Annotated in this window: 15 protein-coding genes; 13 read left to right on the forward strand and 2 right to left on the reverse strand. The window is 42.6% G+C overall.

The window, feature by feature from the left end; all coding sequences use genetic code 11:
- Positions 1-13 precede the first annotated feature (13 nt).
- From secA to DFR58_RS02635, 7 genes are all read left to right on the forward strand, one after another.
- The gene (gene secA, locus DFR58_RS02605) at positions 14-2,746 is read left to right on the forward strand and encodes a preprotein translocase subunit SecA (RefSeq protein ID WP_114296248.1); all 2,733 of its coding nucleotides are present in this window, start codon (positions 14-16) and stop codon (positions 2,744-2,746) included.
- A gap of 50 nt (positions 2,747-2,796) precedes the next feature.
- Positions 2,797-4,071: a bifunctional folylpolyglutamate synthase/dihydrofolate synthase gene (locus DFR58_RS02610; protein ID WP_114296249.1), complete on the forward strand. Its 1,275-nt coding sequence runs from the start codon at positions 2,797-2,799 to the stop codon at positions 4,069-4,071.
- Positions 4,072-4,152: 81 nt separating this feature from the next.
- On the forward strand, positions 4,153-5,247 hold the full coding sequence (locus tag DFR58_RS02615) for a tetratricopeptide repeat protein (protein WP_114296250.1): 1,095 nt from the start codon (positions 4,153-4,155) through the stop codon (positions 5,245-5,247).
- A gap of 61 nt (positions 5,248-5,308) precedes the next feature.
- Positions 5,309-6,484, forward strand: a complete 1,176-nt coding sequence (locus tag DFR58_RS02620) for a patatin-like phospholipase family protein (RefSeq protein ID WP_114296251.1) — start codon at positions 5,309-5,311, stop codon at positions 6,482-6,484.
- 168 nt (positions 6,485-6,652) lie between these two features.
- Positions 6,653-8,152 carry a threonine synthase gene (thrC, locus tag DFR58_RS02625; RefSeq protein ID WP_114296252.1) on the forward strand — a complete coding sequence of 500 codons (1,500 nt, stop codon included), beginning with the start codon at positions 6,653-6,655 and terminating at the stop codon, positions 8,150-8,152.
- Between the two features lie 76 nt (positions 8,153-8,228).
- On the forward strand, positions 8,229-8,597 hold the full coding sequence (locus DFR58_RS02630) for a hypothetical protein (RefSeq protein WP_114296253.1): 369 nt from the start codon (positions 8,229-8,231) through the stop codon (positions 8,595-8,597).
- A 93-nt stretch (positions 8,598-8,690) separates the two neighbouring features.
- Positions 8,691-9,041, forward strand: coding sequence for a cupin domain-containing protein (locus DFR58_RS02635; protein WP_114296254.1), 351 nt, complete (start codon positions 8,691-8,693; stop codon positions 9,039-9,041).
- Positions 9,042-9,068: 27 nt separating this feature from the next.
- Here the strand turns inward: DFR58_RS02635 and DFR58_RS02640 are convergent, their stop codons facing one another.
- Positions 9,069-10,643, reverse strand: coding sequence for a glycoside hydrolase family 57 protein (locus tag DFR58_RS02640; protein WP_114296255.1), 1,575 nt, complete (start codon positions 10,641-10,643; stop codon positions 9,069-9,071).
- Positions 10,644-10,705: 62 nt separating this feature from the next.
- Positions 10,706-11,314, reverse strand: coding sequence for a DUF4912 domain-containing protein (locus DFR58_RS02645; RefSeq protein ID WP_114296256.1), 609 nt, complete (start codon positions 11,312-11,314; stop codon positions 10,706-10,708).
- Positions 11,315-11,808: 494 nt separating this feature from the next.
- On the opposite strand from DFR58_RS02645, the gene DFR58_RS02650 reads away from it, so the two are divergent.
- The 6 genes from DFR58_RS02650 to DFR58_RS02675 all read left to right on the forward strand — a co-directional run bounded on the left by DFR58_RS02650 (position 11,809) and on the right by DFR58_RS02675 (position 17,887).
- The gene (locus tag DFR58_RS02650; protein WP_114296257.1) at positions 11,809-13,008 is read left to right on the forward strand and encodes a glycosyltransferase family 4 protein; all 1,200 of its coding nucleotides are present in this window, start codon (positions 11,809-11,811) and stop codon (positions 13,006-13,008) included.
- 237 nt (positions 13,009-13,245) lie between these two features.
- Positions 13,246-14,913: a ribonuclease J gene (locus DFR58_RS02655; protein WP_114296258.1), complete on the forward strand. Its 1,668-nt coding sequence runs from the start codon at positions 13,246-13,248 to the stop codon at positions 14,911-14,913.
- A 172-nt stretch (positions 14,914-15,085) separates the two neighbouring features.
- Complete coding sequence (gene metA / locus DFR58_RS02660) at positions 15,086-16,000, forward strand: homoserine O-acetyltransferase MetA (protein WP_114296259.1); 915 nt, start codon at positions 15,086-15,088, stop codon at positions 15,998-16,000.
- A gap of 421 nt (positions 16,001-16,421) precedes the next feature.
- Positions 16,422-16,916 carry an NADH-quinone oxidoreductase subunit NuoE gene (nuoE, locus tag DFR58_RS02665; RefSeq protein ID WP_114296260.1) on the forward strand — a complete coding sequence of 165 codons (495 nt, stop codon included), beginning with the start codon at positions 16,422-16,424 and terminating at the stop codon, positions 16,914-16,916.
- Between the two features lie 49 nt (positions 16,917-16,965).
- Entirely contained in the window at positions 16,966-17,535 is a 570-nt protein-coding gene (locus DFR58_RS02670) for an ATP-binding protein (RefSeq protein ID WP_114296261.1), read from the forward strand.
- Positions 17,519-17,887 carry a (2Fe-2S) ferredoxin domain-containing protein gene (locus DFR58_RS02675; protein WP_114296262.1) on the forward strand — a complete coding sequence of 123 codons (369 nt, stop codon included), beginning with the start codon at positions 17,519-17,521 and terminating at the stop codon, positions 17,885-17,887. The genes DFR58_RS02670 and DFR58_RS02675 overlap by 17 nt, the downstream gene beginning before the upstream one ends.
- Positions 17,888-17,931: the final 44 nt, after the last annotated feature.

A 17,931-nucleotide genomic window follows, 5' to 3' on the forward strand; every position in this document is an offset into this window, starting at 1 on the left:
GAGGTTTAAATAAATGAAGAAATTTATTGAAAAGATAATAGGAAGCTATAGTGACAGGGAATTAAAAAGAATAATGCCTTTAGTGGATCAGATAAATTCATTTGAGCCTAAAATCAAAGAGCTGAGTGATTCCGAGCTCAAGGGCAAGACGGATGAGTTCAGAGAGAGAATATCAAAGGGGGAGGCCTTGAACGATTTGCTTCCCGAAGCCTTTGCGGTTGTAAGGGAGGCCTCGTGGAGGGTGCTGGGCATGAGGCATTTTGATGTTCAGCTTGTAGGCGGGATTGTGCTTCATCAGGGAAGAATTTCCGAAATGAAAACAGGAGAGGGAAAGACGCTTGTGGCAACTCTGCCGGTATACCTCAACGCACTTGAAGGAAAGGGTGTGCATGTAGTTACCGTAAATGATTACCTTGCAAAGCGTGACAGCGAATGGATGGGCAAAATATACAAATTTTTGGGCCTGACTGTCGGACTCATTGTCCATGATTTAGATAATGAGCAGAGGAGGCTTGCTTATTCCAGTGATATCACCTACGGCACAAATAATGAGTTCGGCTTTGACTATTTAAGGGATAATATGGTTATATACAAGCAGGATATGGTGCAGAGGGATCTGCATTACTCAATAGTGGACGAGGTTGACAGCATATTGATAGATGAGGCCAGAACCCCTCTGATAATTTCGGGAATGGGTGACAAATCCACTGATTTGTACAAAAAAGCCAATTCCTTTGCAAGCAGGCTTAAAGCGAAGGTCTATAAGCAGTCGGACGACAAAAAGCACGACGATGATCTCGACGAGGAATATATTGTTGACGAAAAGGCCCATACGGCGACAATGACCGCCAAGGGCATAGCCAAGGCAGAGCAGTATTTCGGGATAGAAAACCTTTCCGACACAGAGAACATGACGGTTATGCACCATATAAATCAGTCCATAAGAGCGCACGGACTCATGAAAAAAGATATTGACTACGTCGTAAAGGACGGAGAGGTAATTATAGTTGATGAGTTTACAGGCCGACTGATGTACGGCAGGCGTTACAGCGAAGGGCTGCATCAGGCCATTGAGGCCAAGGAGGGAGTAAAGGTGGAGAGGGAGAGCAAGACCCTTGCCACTATTACTTTTCAGAATTATTTCAGAATGTATAAAAAGCTGTCCGGCATGACAGGTACGGCGCAGACTGAGGAGCAGGAATTTCAGACAATATATAAGCTCGATGTCATAATTATACCGACAAACATGCCTATGATAAGAAAGGATAACGCCGACAGTGTTTATAAAAATGAGGAAGGTAAGCTGAACGCCGTTATAAATCAGGTTGTAGAGTGCAATAAAAAGGGACAGCCGGTGCTTATAGGCACAATTTCAATCGAAAAGTCGGAGCTGCTCGGATCAATGCTCAAAAAGAGGGGCGTAGCCCATCAGGTGCTGAATGCAAAGTACCATGAAAGGGAGGCCGAAATAATCGCACAGGCCGGAAAGTTCGGGGCTGTAACCATTGCAACCAATATGGCAGGCCGCGGTACCGATATAGTGCTGGGCGGAAATGCCGAGTTTATGGCCAAGCAGGAGATGAAGAAGGCAGGATATTCCGAGGAGCTTATCAGCCAGTCCACCGGCTTTAATGAAACTGAGGATGAGCTTGTTATAGACGCAAGAAATTCATACAGGGAGCTGTATGATAAACATAAAAAAATGACGGGGGCCGAGAGGGAAAAGGTGTTTGAGGCCGGAGGGCTTTATATAATAGGTACAGAAAGGCATGAGTCAAGGCGCATAGACAATCAGCTAAGGGGACGTGCCGGAAGGCAGGGAGATGCGGGAGAATCAAGGTTCTATATATCCCTTGAGGACGATTTGATGAGGCTGTTTGGCTCCGACAGGCTTACAAATGTCGTCAATATGCTTGGCTTAGAGGACGATCAGCCCATAGAGCATAAAATGCTTTCAAATGCAATAGAAAACGCTCAGAGAAAGGTTGAGGGAAAGAACTTTGATATAAGAAAGCATGTGCTTCAGTATGATGATGTAATGAATAAGCAGAGAGAAATAATTTACAAGCAGAGAAGACAGGTGTTAGATGGCGAAAATCTCAAGGATTCCTTTATAAAAATGCTGGAGGGGACCTGTGACGGCATCGTTAAAACCTTCTGCGGTGAAAATCCACATCCCGACTACTGGGATTGGGAGGGCTTAAAGGCTCATGTCGAGGGGGCATTCGTTCCTAAGGATTCTCTTAACTTCGGAATAGAAGAGCTTGAAAGGATGAATAAAGAGCATTTAAAGGAAATTCTGCTTAAATTTGCAAATGAAAAATATGAGCTTAAGGAGCAGGAATTCGGCAGTGAGCTTATGCGTGAGGTCGAGAGGGTAATCCTTTTAAGGGTGGTTGATCAGAAATGGATGGATCACATAGATGCCATGGATCAGCTCAAGCATGGAATAGGGCTTCGTGCATACGGACAGAGAGACCCTGTAATTGAGTATAAGTTTGAGGGCTTTGAAATGTTTGAAGAGATGATACGCAGCATACATGAGGATGCCGTAAAGCTGATATTGAATTCACATATAGACACCAAAAACCTGCCCCAGCGTGAAAAGGTTGCCGAGCCTGTCAATGCAAGGCATGGAGAGGAAGAGGTAAAGAAGACGGTGGTAAAGGGAGATCATGTCGGCAGAAACGACCTCTGCCCTTGCGGAAGCGGCAAAAAGTACAAAAGGTGCTGCGGGGCAAATTAACAATTACAAAAAAAGAGGAGGATGTGCATTCTCTTGCATTGAAGGAATAGATGGACTACACAGAGGCACTTGAATATATTCACAATACACTTAAATTCGGAAGTAAGCTGGGCGTTCACAATATAGGGATGCTTATGGAGCTGATGGGCAATCCTCAGGATGAGCTTAAGTATGTGCATGTGGCGGGAACTAACGGCAAGGGCTCTACGTCAGCTTTTATAAGCAGTATTTTAATGAGTGCGGGGTATAAAGTGGGGATTTATACCTCGCCCTATATTCAGCGTTTTACAGAGAGAATAAAAATAAATGCTACCGAGATAATTCCGGAGGAATTGGCGAGGATAACGGAGCTTGTAAAATCCATGGCTGATACAATGGTCGAGCGAGGAGACAATCACCCCACTGAATTTGAAATAGTTACTGCCATAGCGTTTCAGTATTTTTACGAGCAAAAGTGCGATATAGTTGTGCTGGAGGTTGGCTTAGGCGGGAGGTTTGATTCTACAAATATAATAAAAACGCCGTGTGTCTCAGTTATTACGACAATAAGCCTTGACCATACATCCATATTGGGAAACACCCTGTCCCGGATAGCCTTTGAAAAGGCGGGAATTATCAAGCAGGGAGGAGAGGTGGTAATATACCCCCAGCAGGAGGAAGCGCAAGAGGTTTTTATTGACGTATGCCGCAGACAGGGAGCTGTTATGCACAGTGTAAGCCTTGAAGAAATAAATGTTGTTGAATCTGGAATAAAGGGGCAGGTTTTTGACTGTGAGGGATACAAGGGATTAAAAATCACCCTTATGGGAGATCATCAGGCAAATAACGCCGTAATGGCTGTAAAATGCTGTGAGATTCTCCGCGCAAAGGGCTTTAATATACCCGCACATTCTATACGGGAAGGGCTTTTTAAAGCAAAATGGCCCGGAAGGCTTGAGGTTTTGCGGGACAGGCCCGCCGTGCTTATTGACGGGGCTCACAACACCGAAGGGGCAAGGGCATTATATGCGGCAATGGAAAAATATTTTCAGGGCAGGAGAAAGATTTTTATTATAGGAGTCTTAAAGGATAAGGATTATAATACAATAATAGAAGTCATAGCTCCCATAGCATATTGCTTTATAACAGTTTCCCCAAACAGCGAGAGGGCTTTGCCGGCGGATGAGCTGGCGGTATTTTTAAAGGGCTATTGTAAAAATGTAATAATTGGTGATACAATTAAAGAGGCTGTGAGGCTTGCATTGGATATGGCCTCGGAGAATGACGTTGTGTGTGCCTTCGGGTCTCTTTATTATATAGGGGAGGTCAGGGGCTGCTTCATTTAAAAGCCAATGGGAGAAAAAGTGTTTATCGCGGCGGAGCGGGAGGCCCAACTATGAGCTGCCCTTATCAAGGAGGTGTTCTTTTTGATTAGCTTGAAACAGGAATTGCAGGACTATACTTCTATTAACTTGGACAGCATAGGTAAGGATGATACACACCTTCCTGACAATATAAAAAATTCTGTTATGCTCTATAATAAGGCTCTGGAAAGTCTTAAAGGCGGAAGTGAGGATATTGCGGTAATTGAGCTTAAGAAGGCTGTGTCTATGAACCCTGATTTTCATGAGGCAATCAACCTTCTCGGCATATGCTACAGCTATATGAAAGAACCCGCAAAAGCCGCCGAAATGTTTCAGAGGGTAATTGATGCTGAAAAAAACAGTGTAAGAGCCATGAGGTATTTAAGGCTTTTAAACTCCGATTCCCTGTCACCGGATGAGGATAGGAGAACAGGCGGACATAAAAAGAAAGATCCTTCTATGATGGGGCGTATTGTTAAATTTGGAGACAGTGTTAAAGGAGATGCAATAAGGTATATCGCAAGTGCCGCCATAGGCGCGTTAATTCTCTTTGCGGCGGGAGGTATTGCGTGGTCTGTTCAGGACAGACCTGCGGCTGCTTTGAATAACTCACAGATTGCCGGGGACACCGATAATTTGGAGAATGATAAATACAGAGCAATGTATGAAGATTTAAATATAAAATACCAAAAGCTTGAGAATAGCCTTCAGACATCAAATGCCGAGGCAGACTACTATAAAAATGCCTTTAAGCTATCCGAGGTGGATAGATTGGCGGCAGAGCGGAGGTATGAGGAGGCTGCGGATATGCTTGTGCTTCTTAAGACTGTTACATTTAAGGACAGTGAAAAGAGTGCGTTTGAGCAAATGTATAACAATATTATCCCTAAGGCTGCCACCGCTATGATGAACGAGGGAGTAAAGCTTACCAATTCAAAAAAATATAATGATGCCCTGCTTAAGCTTAATAAAATTTTTGTTTACGGAAACAGCTTTAATTTTATGGACAGAGCCATATACTATACCGGAAAATGCTATATGGGTCTGGATGACTCTGCAAAGGCCATAGCTGCGTTTGAGGAGATTGTGGAAAAGTATCCGTCGGGCTCCTATGCCGGTTATTCCGAGGGCTGGCTGAAAAGCCTGGGAGCATCCTGACAACAACACATTAATATACGTAGAATGCCTCTCACCTGTGAGAGGCATTTTACGTATATTAATGTATAGATCAATTTATATTGGAGAGGTTGAAGTGTTGCATGTAAATAAAGCATATAATATTGTACTTAGCGGGGGAGGAATTAAGGGAGTCGCATATACCGGGGTTTTTGAAGCAGCCGAAAAAGAGGGCATAAGATGGAATAACATTGCGGGGGTTTCGGCGGGAGCACTGGCGGGAGCCTTCACAGCGGCAGGCTACAGTGCAATGGAATTAAAAAAAGTACTTAGTGAGTTTAACTTCAGCAAAATTCAAATAAAGGACATACCCAAAAGGGTGCCCGCAGTTTCGGAATTTATTGAGTTTAACAGGCAGCTCACAGAGGCCCGGAGAATGCAGGCAGACGCAGACAAGGCTATTGAGTATTTTTTGTGCAGGCGTCACACGGACATGCGGGGAGCCTTGAACCGAGGCGGAATGGAATGTGACGGATACAGGGGAGCAATGCTTGACAACATATCAAAATTGAGCAAGCGGGGTTATCTCTGCGACGGAGATTATCTTGAGGAATGGGTGTCAAAATCGCTTCTTTTAAAAGGAGTAAAAACGTTTGGCGATTTAAGGACAGGAAAGCCGGATAAAATGAATCCACGGGGTTATAAAATACGGATGACTGCCGTTGACATAAACAGAGTTAAGATGGTAGTTCTCCCTGACGATATAGCTTTTTACGGCATGGACCCCGATAAGCTTGAGGTTGCAAAGGCTGTAAGAATGAGTACCGCCGTGCCCTTTGCGTTTAAGCCTGTGGAAATAAAAAAGTGGAAGGGCAATTACGCAAAAAAATACAGCATGATAGACGGAGGAGTATTTGACGGCTTTCCGTACTGGCTTGTTGATAATGAAAACAGCGCTTCCACGCTGGGCTTCAGGCTGGTAGGGAGCGACAAGAAAAAGCTGCTCAGTATAAATACTCCTCTAAACATTTTAAAGGCGTTGATTTGTGCGGTACATGACATTGGGGTGGATAAAAGTATTCCTCCGGTAAAATATGTTGCGGACATTAATACCTCCAATATATCGTTTTTAGATTTTAATCTGGATGAGGAGGAAAAAGCCTATTTGATCAATGAAGGGAGAAAGGCTGCAACTGACTTTTTCAATAAGCTAAACATTACCCGCCCCAAAAAAAAGATAGAAATGCTAAATGGAATTCATAGATTTTTCAGAAGGTAGTACATCAAATCCAAGCTGACAATTTTAAAGGATATTATTTGTGCTTTTCTTTTTCCCCTATTTGTATTATGATATTATATAAATCTATACTGCTTTTGAAGCCGTTAAACACCAAGAGCAATAATATTTTGCAATGGGTGCGGCTTTAACTTTATTGGAGGCGTAAGAATGTTCTATAAAAGTACAAGAGGGGGAGCCGGATCAGTATTATCGGCGGACGCCATAAAAAAAGGGATAGCTCCTGACGGGGGGCTGTTTGTTCCTGAATCGGTCTGTAAGCTTGAATTGGAGCAAATAGGCAATATGGTAAATATGACATACAGGGAAAGGGCGACGGCTGTTTTAAAATATTACATTGACGACTATACCGATGAGGAAATAGAGGAATGTGTTGAAAACGCATATGCACGCCAAAAATTTGAGGGCGATGACATTGCTCCCGTGCGTAAGCTGAATGAAAATGTATATATTCTTGAGCTGTGGCACGGGCCCACATGTGCCTTTAAGGACATGGCGCTTCAGATTTTGCCGCATCTGCTTGTAAACGCCGTAAGGAAGACAGGGGAGAACAGCAGGATTGTTATACTTGTCGCTACCTCGGGGGATACGGGAAAGGCCGCGCTTGAGGGCTTTAAGGATGTTTCTGGCACTGAAATAATAGTGTTTTACCCGTACAACGGAGTAAGTGAAGTCCAGAAGATGCAGATGGTTACTCAGGAGGGGAAAAATGTTCACGCAATAGCGGTAGAAGGCAATTTTGACGATGCCCAGAACGGAGTTAAGGCTATATTTACAAATCCTGAGCTTAACGGTCTTATGGCCTTAAACGGCATAAAATTTTCTTCGGCAAATTCAATTAACTGGGGAAGGCTTCTGCCACAGATTGTCTATTATTTTTCTGCGTATGCCGACATGGTTAAAAAGGGAGATATAAGGCTTGGGGATAAAATCAATGTGGTGGTGCCTACGGGAAATTTCGGAAACATTCTTGCCGCATATTACTCCTTGAGAATGGGCTTGCCCATAAACAAAATGATATGTGCCTCAAATGAAAACAATGTGCTGACCGACTTTATTAATACCGGCAGGTATGACAGCAAGAGAGAGTTTAAGAGGACGGTTTCTCCATCAATGGATATACTTATCTCAAGCAATTTAGAAAGGCTGCTGTTTGAAATAACAGATCATGATTCCAACGCTGTGAAGGGATGGATGGAGCAGCTTAAGGAAAATGGAGAATATACCGTTGACGACAATACCAGAAGAAAGCTCTCCAAATTGTTCTGGGCAGGCTATACCAATGAAAATGAGACACTTAAAACAATAGAATATATATATAATGAATATAACTATGTTGTAGACACCCACACAGCGGTAGGGATAGATGTTTATGACAAATATGTCATTTCGACGGGGGATGTCTCAGCTTCTTTAATAGCCTCAACCGCAAGTCCTTTTAAGTTTAATGAAAGTGTTGCGAGAGCAATATTCGGAGAATCGGAGATAGAGGGCAAAAGCGAATTCCAGTTGCTTGATGCCTTATCGGAGGAATGCGGGCTGCCTATTCCTCAGGGGCTTGCAAATTTGGATAAAAAGACGGTAATCCACAAGGGAGTATGCAGCAGGGAGGAAATGGCCGAGCAGGTAAAGAAAATATTGAATATTTAAGAAAATTAAGCTTTATCCAAAAAATCACGGCATATATGATTTTGCAGGAAGGGCAGGCGCAAGGGAGGGGAAAATAGTGATCCGCAAGCTTATGAACGGAAGGTATGGATCAGATACTCTGTCTTTGGTTATTATTTTTGTAGCTGTAATATTTTTCCAATTTAAGTACTTATGGATAATAGGAGCTGCTTTAGCGGGATATGCGTTTTACAGAATGCTGTCTAAGGACACAGGCAGACGATTTAAGGAAAAGCAGGCTTTTGAAGGGCTTATTAAAAGGGTTGTTGCAAAATTGTATTTTTACAGGACAGCCTTCCGGCAGAGAAACCAGTATGTTTTTTTAAAATGTGAGAAGTGCAGGAACAATTTGAGACTCCCCAAAAATAAAGGCAAGCTTGAAGGAACATGCCCTGTGTGCGGCTTTAAATTTATGAGAAAAACCTAATTGTATTATAGAAATCGCAGGGGCAGACCTGCGTGTCTGCCCTGAATTACGCATAAACACAATATAAAACCAAGTTTTTCGGAGGGCAAAAAAATGATTAGAAAGTCGGATGAAATGACAAAGCAGTTGAACGAAAAAATGCGCGGAGGAAACGGCGTAATTGAAATTACTCATATTTTTAAGCAGGAGGATCTCAAGGGCAAGGCAAGGCTGTGCGCCAAGATTACCGTTAATCCCGGTTGCTCTATAGGGCTCCATGAGCATGACAATGAAGAAGAAATATTTTATATAATAAAAGGCAGCGGTATAATTGACGATAACGGTGAAAAGCGTGAGGTTTCGGTAGGAGATGCCGTTTTAACAGGCGGAGGAGCAGCCCATATGGTAGAAAATAACGGCAGTGAGCCTCTGGAAATGCTTGCGGTTATTTTGCTGTACGTATAACAGGCGGTGCGGGCACAGCCTGTTGGACTACAGGTATATCCTGTAGTCCAGCTCGGGGAATATATCGTCCTGTGCCTGTATGCCTCTCAGCCATGACGGGTCGATATTGCCGGCACTAATATCATTATAGAGCCTTGTGAAGCGGTCTATATGTTGTTGTGTGCGCTTTATGGCATAGGGTGTCACTGTGCCGGTTCTCATTATAAATGCCCAGTCGCTGCTTTGCGCCAATAGCAATTCGCGTGCTGCCTGATTCAGGGCATCTTTTTTTAGGCCTTCACAGCATGGATTTTCATTTGCCAGCCGCGACATCATTTGTGCAGCATTGTCCAGGTGCTTGTAAATCCAGTCGTTGGACTCATTCAGCCAAACCTCGCTGTATCCCTTATGCCCCCATGTTGAAGGGCACGGAGAGCATACCTGCATTGAGGGATTGCGCTCCATATATTCACTGAGGGTTGTGAGCTTAAAATCGCTCTGGCGGCAGTCTGCTTTCTTAAACAGGCAGTACAGCCAGAAGGGGCCTTCATACCACCAATGCCCAAACAGCTCCGCATCATAAGGGCATACTATTATGGGAGGCCGGTCCATTTTTTGGGACAAATCAATTATTTGCTTTTGCCTGCTGCAGAGAAAATTTTCTGCATGACAGTCGGCCTTATATTTTGCGGATAAAGGGTTGTAGGGCTGCTTGAGATCCGTTTTTCCCGTTATCCTGTAATATTTTATTCCCGTATGTATCCTCTGACCGTCAGGGGGCAGGTAGGGCCTTATATACTCATAATCCAAGTCATATCCTATATCTCTGTAAAACTCTCTGTAGTCAAAATCTCCAGGATACCCTTCCGTAGCACTCCACACCTGTTTTGAAGAATCAGGGTCTCTGCCGAAGGCCACCAGCCCGTTTGGGGTCACCACAGGGCAATTGGTGCCGAATACAGGCTTAGGGTCGGAATAGAGTATTCCGTGGGACTCGGTGATAAAATACTCAAGCCCGTTTTCCTTCAGCACATTTTCTATTGACGGAGTATACCCGCATTCGGGAAGCCATATGCCCAAAGGCCGCCTGCCAAAATACTTAAGGTATATTTCCACTCCAAGAGACACTTGAGCACGCACGGCGCTGCTGCTCATAAGAGGCAAAAAGCCGTGAGTTGCCGCGCTGCACATTATCTCGATATGCCCGGACTCCTGAAATTCCCTGTAAGCATTCACCAGATTGCAGCCGTATACATGGGTAAAATCCTCTAAGTCCTTGCAATATTTATCGTGGTACATTATTGCAAGGCTGTTGAATTCAGGCTCATTCCGTGTTCTTTCAATTTCTCTTTCGGACAGGCTTATAAGGTTTTCAAGATATTTTATATATCTGGACTGGAGGAGCTTATTTGTGAGCATTGACAGAAGAGTGGGACTTAAGGACATGTTCAATTTAAAAGCGGCTCCCTCCCGTGACAGTGCCCCAAAGGTATTCAGCAGTGGAATATATGTTTCGGAGATGGCTTCAAAAAGCCATCTCTCCTCCAAAAAGCCTTCTTGTTCAGGGTGGTGAACATATGGAAGATGTGCATGAAGTATAAAGGCAACATTTCCTTTAACCATTGGAATTCATCCTCTCTAAGCCGGACAAAGTATAAACCTTGCTAAGCATATGGCCGGCATCTTCAGTATTTGAACAAATTGCAGGAGCTTATGCCAGGAGGTATCCCCAAAAGCTCTGCGGAGCTTATTCCTAATGGCAATTCCTCCGGCCCCGTCCTCAGAAACTCATGTGAGCTGACTGCGGGAGCAGGCAATTTGCTTTTCATGCTGGGATATGACGCTGTGCAGTCATTCCCCGTATCGCAGGCTTGCTTGTGCTTTAGAATTTTATAGTTTATAAAATAAACAGCAGTATTTGTACTTAAATTTCCGCCCGGAGTAAACACGTAATCGGAGCTGGCAAAGCTTATAAAGAATTTATCCGAAACCAGCCTCCCGAGCTGCACGCAATAAAGACAGCCTGCATCGGGAACGTTTATGTATGCGCTGCTTGAAAGATCATTGATAGCTATATCAAATTCGGTGTTTTTAGATACATTTGAAACCTTGAGAACAGGCACAGATTTCTCCCACAATTCAAAGCCGAAGTGCTCGCAAAACGATGTCTTCTTCGAATCCGGAATTTCCCAATATGCATACAGGCAGTGAGGATCCCTTGCCAGCAGCAATATTCTTGCTTTATCACAGGCAAAAGGCAAGCAGCTCTCACTATGTGCTTGAATCTCAGACATGTTTTTTATTTCCTCCTAAATTTCAATTGGATATCCGGCATATGCCTCTTGTTATATGTAGCGATAAATATTTTACATTGAGGATATAACTGCAATTATATCCTCTATGTTTGTAAAATCTTTATCGCGTCCTATATAGCATAATGCTTTTATACCCATACTTTGATTTTAATACTGTTTTGCTTTAAATTCAACCTATTATTTACATATATTAATAAAAAATATATATTTTGATATTTTGGGATTTTGTTATATAATAATCTTCGAAGACCATTTAAGGCAGTAATATACAAAGGATGTTTTTAGCATCCATAATATTTTAACTCGGAGCCGGGTGTATTTATTCAGCATGGAGGCTTACCGAAAAATAAAAATATGTAAATTGCTTTATTTAGTGTTATAATACTAATAGTTAAGCTATTAAAAAGGATAATGTTATTGGCAAGTTGCCTGAAAAACATTTTGATGTAATATATGCTTGAGAGGGGAATAATATGAGAATACTTATGCTCTCATGGGAATATCCTCCCAGAATTGTCGGCGGTATTTCACGCGTTGTGCATGATCTGGCGCAGGAGCTGGGAGAAAAGGGCAATGAAATTCATGTTGTAACCTGTTGGGAAGCCGGTACCGAGGAAATGGAGAGGGATAAGAATGTCTTTGTTCACCGGGTTCATACATATGACATAAATACCATTAATTTTGTTGATTGGGTTTTACAGTTGAATTTCAGTATTATTGAATGTTCAATCAGACTTATAACCCAATACAAGGATTTTGATATAATACATGCTCATGACTGGATAGTGGCCTTTGCAGCCAAGACATTGAAAAATGCATATTTAATCCCCATGATTGCCACCATACATGCTACGGAGTATGGAAGAAATTGGGGTGTGCATAATGACATGCAGAGATACATACATAACGTTGAGTGGTGGCTTACATACGAATCCTGGAAGATAATAGTAAACAGTGAATATATGAGCAATGAAGTCAAAAATATATTTGAGCTTCCAGAGGACAAGGTCCGTGTGATACATAACGGGGTAGATCCAAATAAATTTAAGGGCTTTGAAAGGGATATTGCATTCAGAAGGAATTATGCCTCCGATAATGAGAAAATTGTTTTTTTTGTAGGGAGGCTGGTAAATGAAAAGGGAGCTCATGTTTTAATAGATGCAGTGCCTAAAATTATAGGCTGCTATAATGACGTCAAGTTTGTTATTGCGGGAAAGGGCCCTCAGAGTGAATATCTAAAGGGAAAGTCTGCTGCAATGAATATAAACCACAAAATATATTTCACAGGCTATATAAGCGACGAATATTTGTGCAAATTATACAAGTGCGCGGATATAGCGGTTTTCCCGAGCCTGTATGAGCCATTCGGCATAGTTGCGTTGGAGGGGATGGTTGCAAATGTTCCCGTGGTGGTTTCGGACACTGGGGGGCTGGGGGAAATTGTGTACCACGGGGTTGACGGGATGAAGTCCTATACAGGCAATGCGGAATCTCTTGCCGACAGCATCCTTGATATACTGTTCAACCCGGAGAAGGCTGAGGAAATAAAGAAAAGGGCCATGGAAAAGGTGTACAGGGTGTATAATTGGGATACAATATCGAGACAGACACTGGAGGTTTACAGGGAGATTATTGAGGAAAGCCAAAAAAAGAGCTGGGAGATACAGGTTTAAAATAGAATAAAATCCTGTTTATGTAGTTTATGGGGGCTGGGGAGGTCCTCATATTTTTGTGACGGCTTTTAGACTGTTCCCATCAAAAAATAATTGTATTTGATTTTACTGGAAATATGCTATAATAGTAAAGCTGTGCATATGGAAAAGTGCTGTTTTATTGAATTACATTGAATTATAAAGAGGTAATCTTTTTAATATATCACATTAAAATAATAAAGTTATGGAGGTTGGAAAGTGGCAAAAAACAAGAAAAAACTAAAAGTAATTCCGCTGGGGGGATTACAGGAGATTGGAAAGAACATCACAGTGTTTGAGTATGGTGATGAAATTATCGTGGTGGACTGCGGGCTGGCTTTTCCTGAAGACGAAATGCTTGGTATAGATCTTGTGATACCTGATACCACGTATTTGGCCAAGAACAAGGATAAGGTCAAGGCCATAGTGCTTACCCACGGGCATGAGGATCATATAGGTGCACTGCCATATGTGCTTAAGGATATAAACGTGCCGGTATACGGAACCAAGCTTACATTAGGGCTGTTGCAATATAAGCTTGAGGAGCACGGAATGCTTTCGAGCGTTTCCTTAAATACAGTCAAGCAGGGACAGACGATTGACCTTGGGGTATTTAAGGTGGAGTTTATACGTTCTACGCACAGCATAGCCGATACTGTTGCTCTTGCCATATACACCCCTGTGGGGATAGTTGTACACACAGCGGATTTTAAAATTGACTATACGCCTATAGAGGGTGAGCCTATGGATTTGGCGCGTTTTGCGGAATTGGGCAAAAAGGGCGTACTGCTTCTTATGTGTGACAGCACAAACGTTGAGCGGGAGGGCTATACCATGTCTGAAAAGACTGTGGGAGAGGCCTTTGAGGACATATTTATGAATGCCGGAGGAAGGATACTTATTGCTACCTTTGCCTCAAATGTACACAGGGTGCAGCAGGCAATCAACTCCGCTGTGAAATTCAACAGAAAAGTAGCTATTTGCGGAAGAAGCATGGTCAATGTCGTTAAAGCCGCAATGGATTTGGGGTATATGCACGCTCCCGAGGGCGTGATGGTTGACATTGACACCATTCACAAGTACAATCCCGAGAACCTTGTTCTTATAACGACGGGGAGTCAGGGCGAGCCCATGTCGGCATTGACCAGAATAGCTGCCTCCGAGCATAAAAAGGTTGAAATCGCCCCAGGAGATTTAGTGATTATTTCTGCAAATCCCATACCTGGAAATGAAAAGCTTGTATCGAGAGTAATAAACGAGCTGTTCAGGAAGGGAGCCGAGGTTATATATGAAGCTCTTGCCGATATTCATGTTTCAGGACATGCGTGTCAAGAGGAGCTGAAGCTTATACACAGCATTGTCAAGCCTAAGTTCTTTTTCCCCGTCCATGGAGAGCACAGGCATTTGAAGCAGCATGCAAACCTTGCGCATAAGCTGGGGATGCCCAATGAAAGAATTTTTGTTATGGAGATAGGAAAGGTGCTTGAGCTGACCTCCGATACAGCCAAAATAAGCGGAAGCGTGCCTGCCGGAAAGGTGCTTGTGGATGGCCTTGGAGTGGGAGACGTAGGCAATATTGTTCTGAGGGACAGAAAGCACTTGTCGCAGGACGGGCTTATCGTGGTGGTAATAACAATAGAGGGGGATACGGGAAATGTAGCGGCAGGACCCGATATAATCTCAAGGGGATTTGTGTATGTAAGGGAATCTGAGGATCTGATGGAGAATATGAGAGAGGTAGTTAAGAAGGCGCTCGACAAGTGTGAGGACAAGAGAAAAAATGACTGGGGTGCCAGAAAAAATGCAATAAAGGATTCCTTGAGAGACTTTATATACGAAAAAACAAAGAGAAAGCCTATGATTTTGCCCATAATAATGGAAGTATAGATAAAATATCATTAAAAGGCCTGCCGCGGCAGGCCTTTATTTTTTTCTTGACCTTTGAAACAATATTATAGTATCATAGTCAGATAAAGTATTTTATTGTATACTGATTTTGCTTTACTTTTAGGGCTATGCCCTTTTTTAATATTTAATATGACTTCAAGGGGGAAGTTTCATGCCTATAAAGATACCTGATAACCTGCCGGCAGCAGAAATCTTAAACAGCGAAAACATCTTCGTAATGAGTGAGGAGCGTGCGTTCCATCAGGATATACGCCCGCTTAAGATAGTTATTCTCAATTTAATGCCCACAAAAATTACTACCGAAACACAAATACTCCGGCTGATAGGGAATTCGCCTTTGCAGTTGGATATTGTATTTTTGCACCCTAAGACCCATTTGTCCAAAAATACTCCTTATGAGCATCTCATAAAATTTTACAATACCTTTGACGATATAAGGGATCAGAAATTCGACGGCATGATAATAACAGGGGCCCCGGTGGAGCAGATGGCTTTTGAGGAGGTAAACTATTGGAATGAGCTTAAGGAAATTATGACATGGAGCTATACAAATGTGACCTCAACACTCCATATTTGCTGGGGTGCTCAGGCGGGGCTTTACTTCCATTACGGTATACCGAAATATGCCCTTGGCGAAAAAATGTTCGGTATTTTTTCTCATACCGTGAACAAATTGAACGTAAAGCTTCTCAGGGGCTTTGATGACGAGTTTTTTGTGCCTCATTCCAGGCATACCGAGATTAGAAGAGAGGACATAGAAAAAGTTCCCTGCCTGGAGATTTTGTCGGAATCTATAGATTCAGGGGTATATATTGTGGCGTTAAAGGGTGGCAGGCAGGTGTTTGTCACAGGCCATTCCGAATACGATCCCTTGACGCTCAAGGCGGAATATGACCGTGACATATCAAGAGGAATCGACATAAAGGTTCCTAAAAACTATTTTCCTTCCGACGATCCGTCAAAATATCCTATGGTAAGATGGAGAGGACATGCCACCCTGTTGTTCTGCAACTGGCTGAATTATTACGTATATCAGGAGACACCGTACAATTTAGAGCAGGTATAGAAGCTTGCAGCTCTTTTAAAAAACACTTACCGGGCACTCTATAAACTCTTTTTGTGAGACTTCCGAGTGCCCGGTAAAATTTTCGGCTTTATTTTGCCAGGCGATGTTAAATATTTAACATAAGGCTTGAGGTATAAAATTCGAGTGGAAATTAAATCAAATATAATGTATAATCTGTAAAATGACAATTAAGAAATTAAATATTCGTTAAAAACATTGAAGAATAGTCGAAAATTTGATATAATATTATAGATATTGTTAAATACTTAACAAATGCAAGTATATTTTATTTTATAATTGTATTTTGATGTCCGATGGCTTTATTTTACAGTGGATGTTAAAAGCAATATTTTACGATAAGTTGCTTATACTAAAGCTGCTTATGTTAAGCTTATTAATTTGGATTAGGAGGTCTGTGTCAATGAGTACAAACAACTGCTGCTGTGGATGTGTTGACGAAAAAGAGCAGAAACTGCAGGAAATTATCACAAAGTATAAGGACACCAGAGGGGCATTAATTCCGGTGCTGCATGAGGCTCAGGAGGTATACGGATATCTTCCCGTTGAGGTACAGAAGGCGATATCTGAAGGTCTTAATATACCTTTGACGGAGATATATGGGGTGGTTACCTTTTATACCCAGTTTTCTCTAAAGCCCAAGGGAAGGTTTAAAATTAATGTCTGTATGGGTACCGCATGTTATGTTAAGGGCTCGGGGCTTGTGCTGGATAAGCTGAAGGAAAAGCTGGGCATTGATGTGGGAGAATGTACTGATGACGGAAAGTATTCATTGGATGCATGCAGGTGCATAGGCGCGTGCGGTCTGGCACCCGTAATCATGGTTAATGATGATGTATACGGAAGGCTGGAGGCTGATGATATAGAGGGAGTAATTCAAAAATATAAGGATCTGTAATGCCGGATGGCGATACCGATAGCATTTTAACGGGTCTGTACGGGAGAACATGAGAGATATTTCATTGCATTTAATGGATATAATACAAAATTCAATAACGGCCGGTGCCGGTAAGGTTAAGGTTTATATAAGTACTGTGTCTGCATCGGATGAGCTGAGAATTTGTATAGCCGACGACGGATCAGGAATGGATAAGGAGCTGCTGGAACGTGTGACAAGCCCCTTTTCCACCACCAGAACCACCAGAAAAATAGGCTTGGGAATTCCTTTGTTCAAATCCTCCGCCATGCAATCGGGAGGAGACCTGTATATAGAGTCGGTTAAGGGACAGGGAACGACTCTTGAGGCTGTTTTTAAGATAAGCAGTATTGACAGAATACCGTTAGGTGATATAGCCGATACTTTTGGAGCTGTTATAAGCGCCAACCCCGAAATTGATTTTGAGCTTGTGCTTATGAAAGACGGCGGCAAAAGCTTTGAATTCAGTACCGAGGAAGTAAAGGCAAGGATTTTAGAGGTTCCTATTAACAATTACGAAGTGGTGGACTGGATTAAAGAGTTTATTGATGAAGGTGTAAAGATTACATTTGGAGGTGTGTTGAATGAAATCAATAGCTGAGCTGGAGCAAATAAGAAAAAAGACATTGGATGAAATCAGCTTAAGGACAAATAAGAATGTTTTGAGGGTTGTAGTGGGTATGGCTACATGCGGGATTGCCGCAGGAGCAAGGCCTGTCATGAATGCATTCTTGGAGGAATTGAAGAAGAGAAATATTTCCGATGTCAGCGTGACAATGACGGGCTGTATAGGGGTGTGCAGGCTTGAGCCTGTGGTTGAGGTTATAAACCCCGACGGAGAAAAGGTAACGTATGTTAAAATGACAGCTGAGAAGGCTGTAAGAGTTGTGGCGGAGCATATAGTAAACGGTAGAGTCTGTTCGGACTTAACCATTGGCGCTGAAGAGGGCTGATAATTTGATGATTTACAGACATTCAAATTAGAGAATTGGGGGTA

The sequence above is a fragment of the Anaerobacterium chartisolvens genome, assembly GCF_003337415.1.
GTDB lineage: Bacteria > Bacillota > Clostridia > Acetivibrionales > DSM-27016 > Anaerobacterium > Anaerobacterium chartisolvens.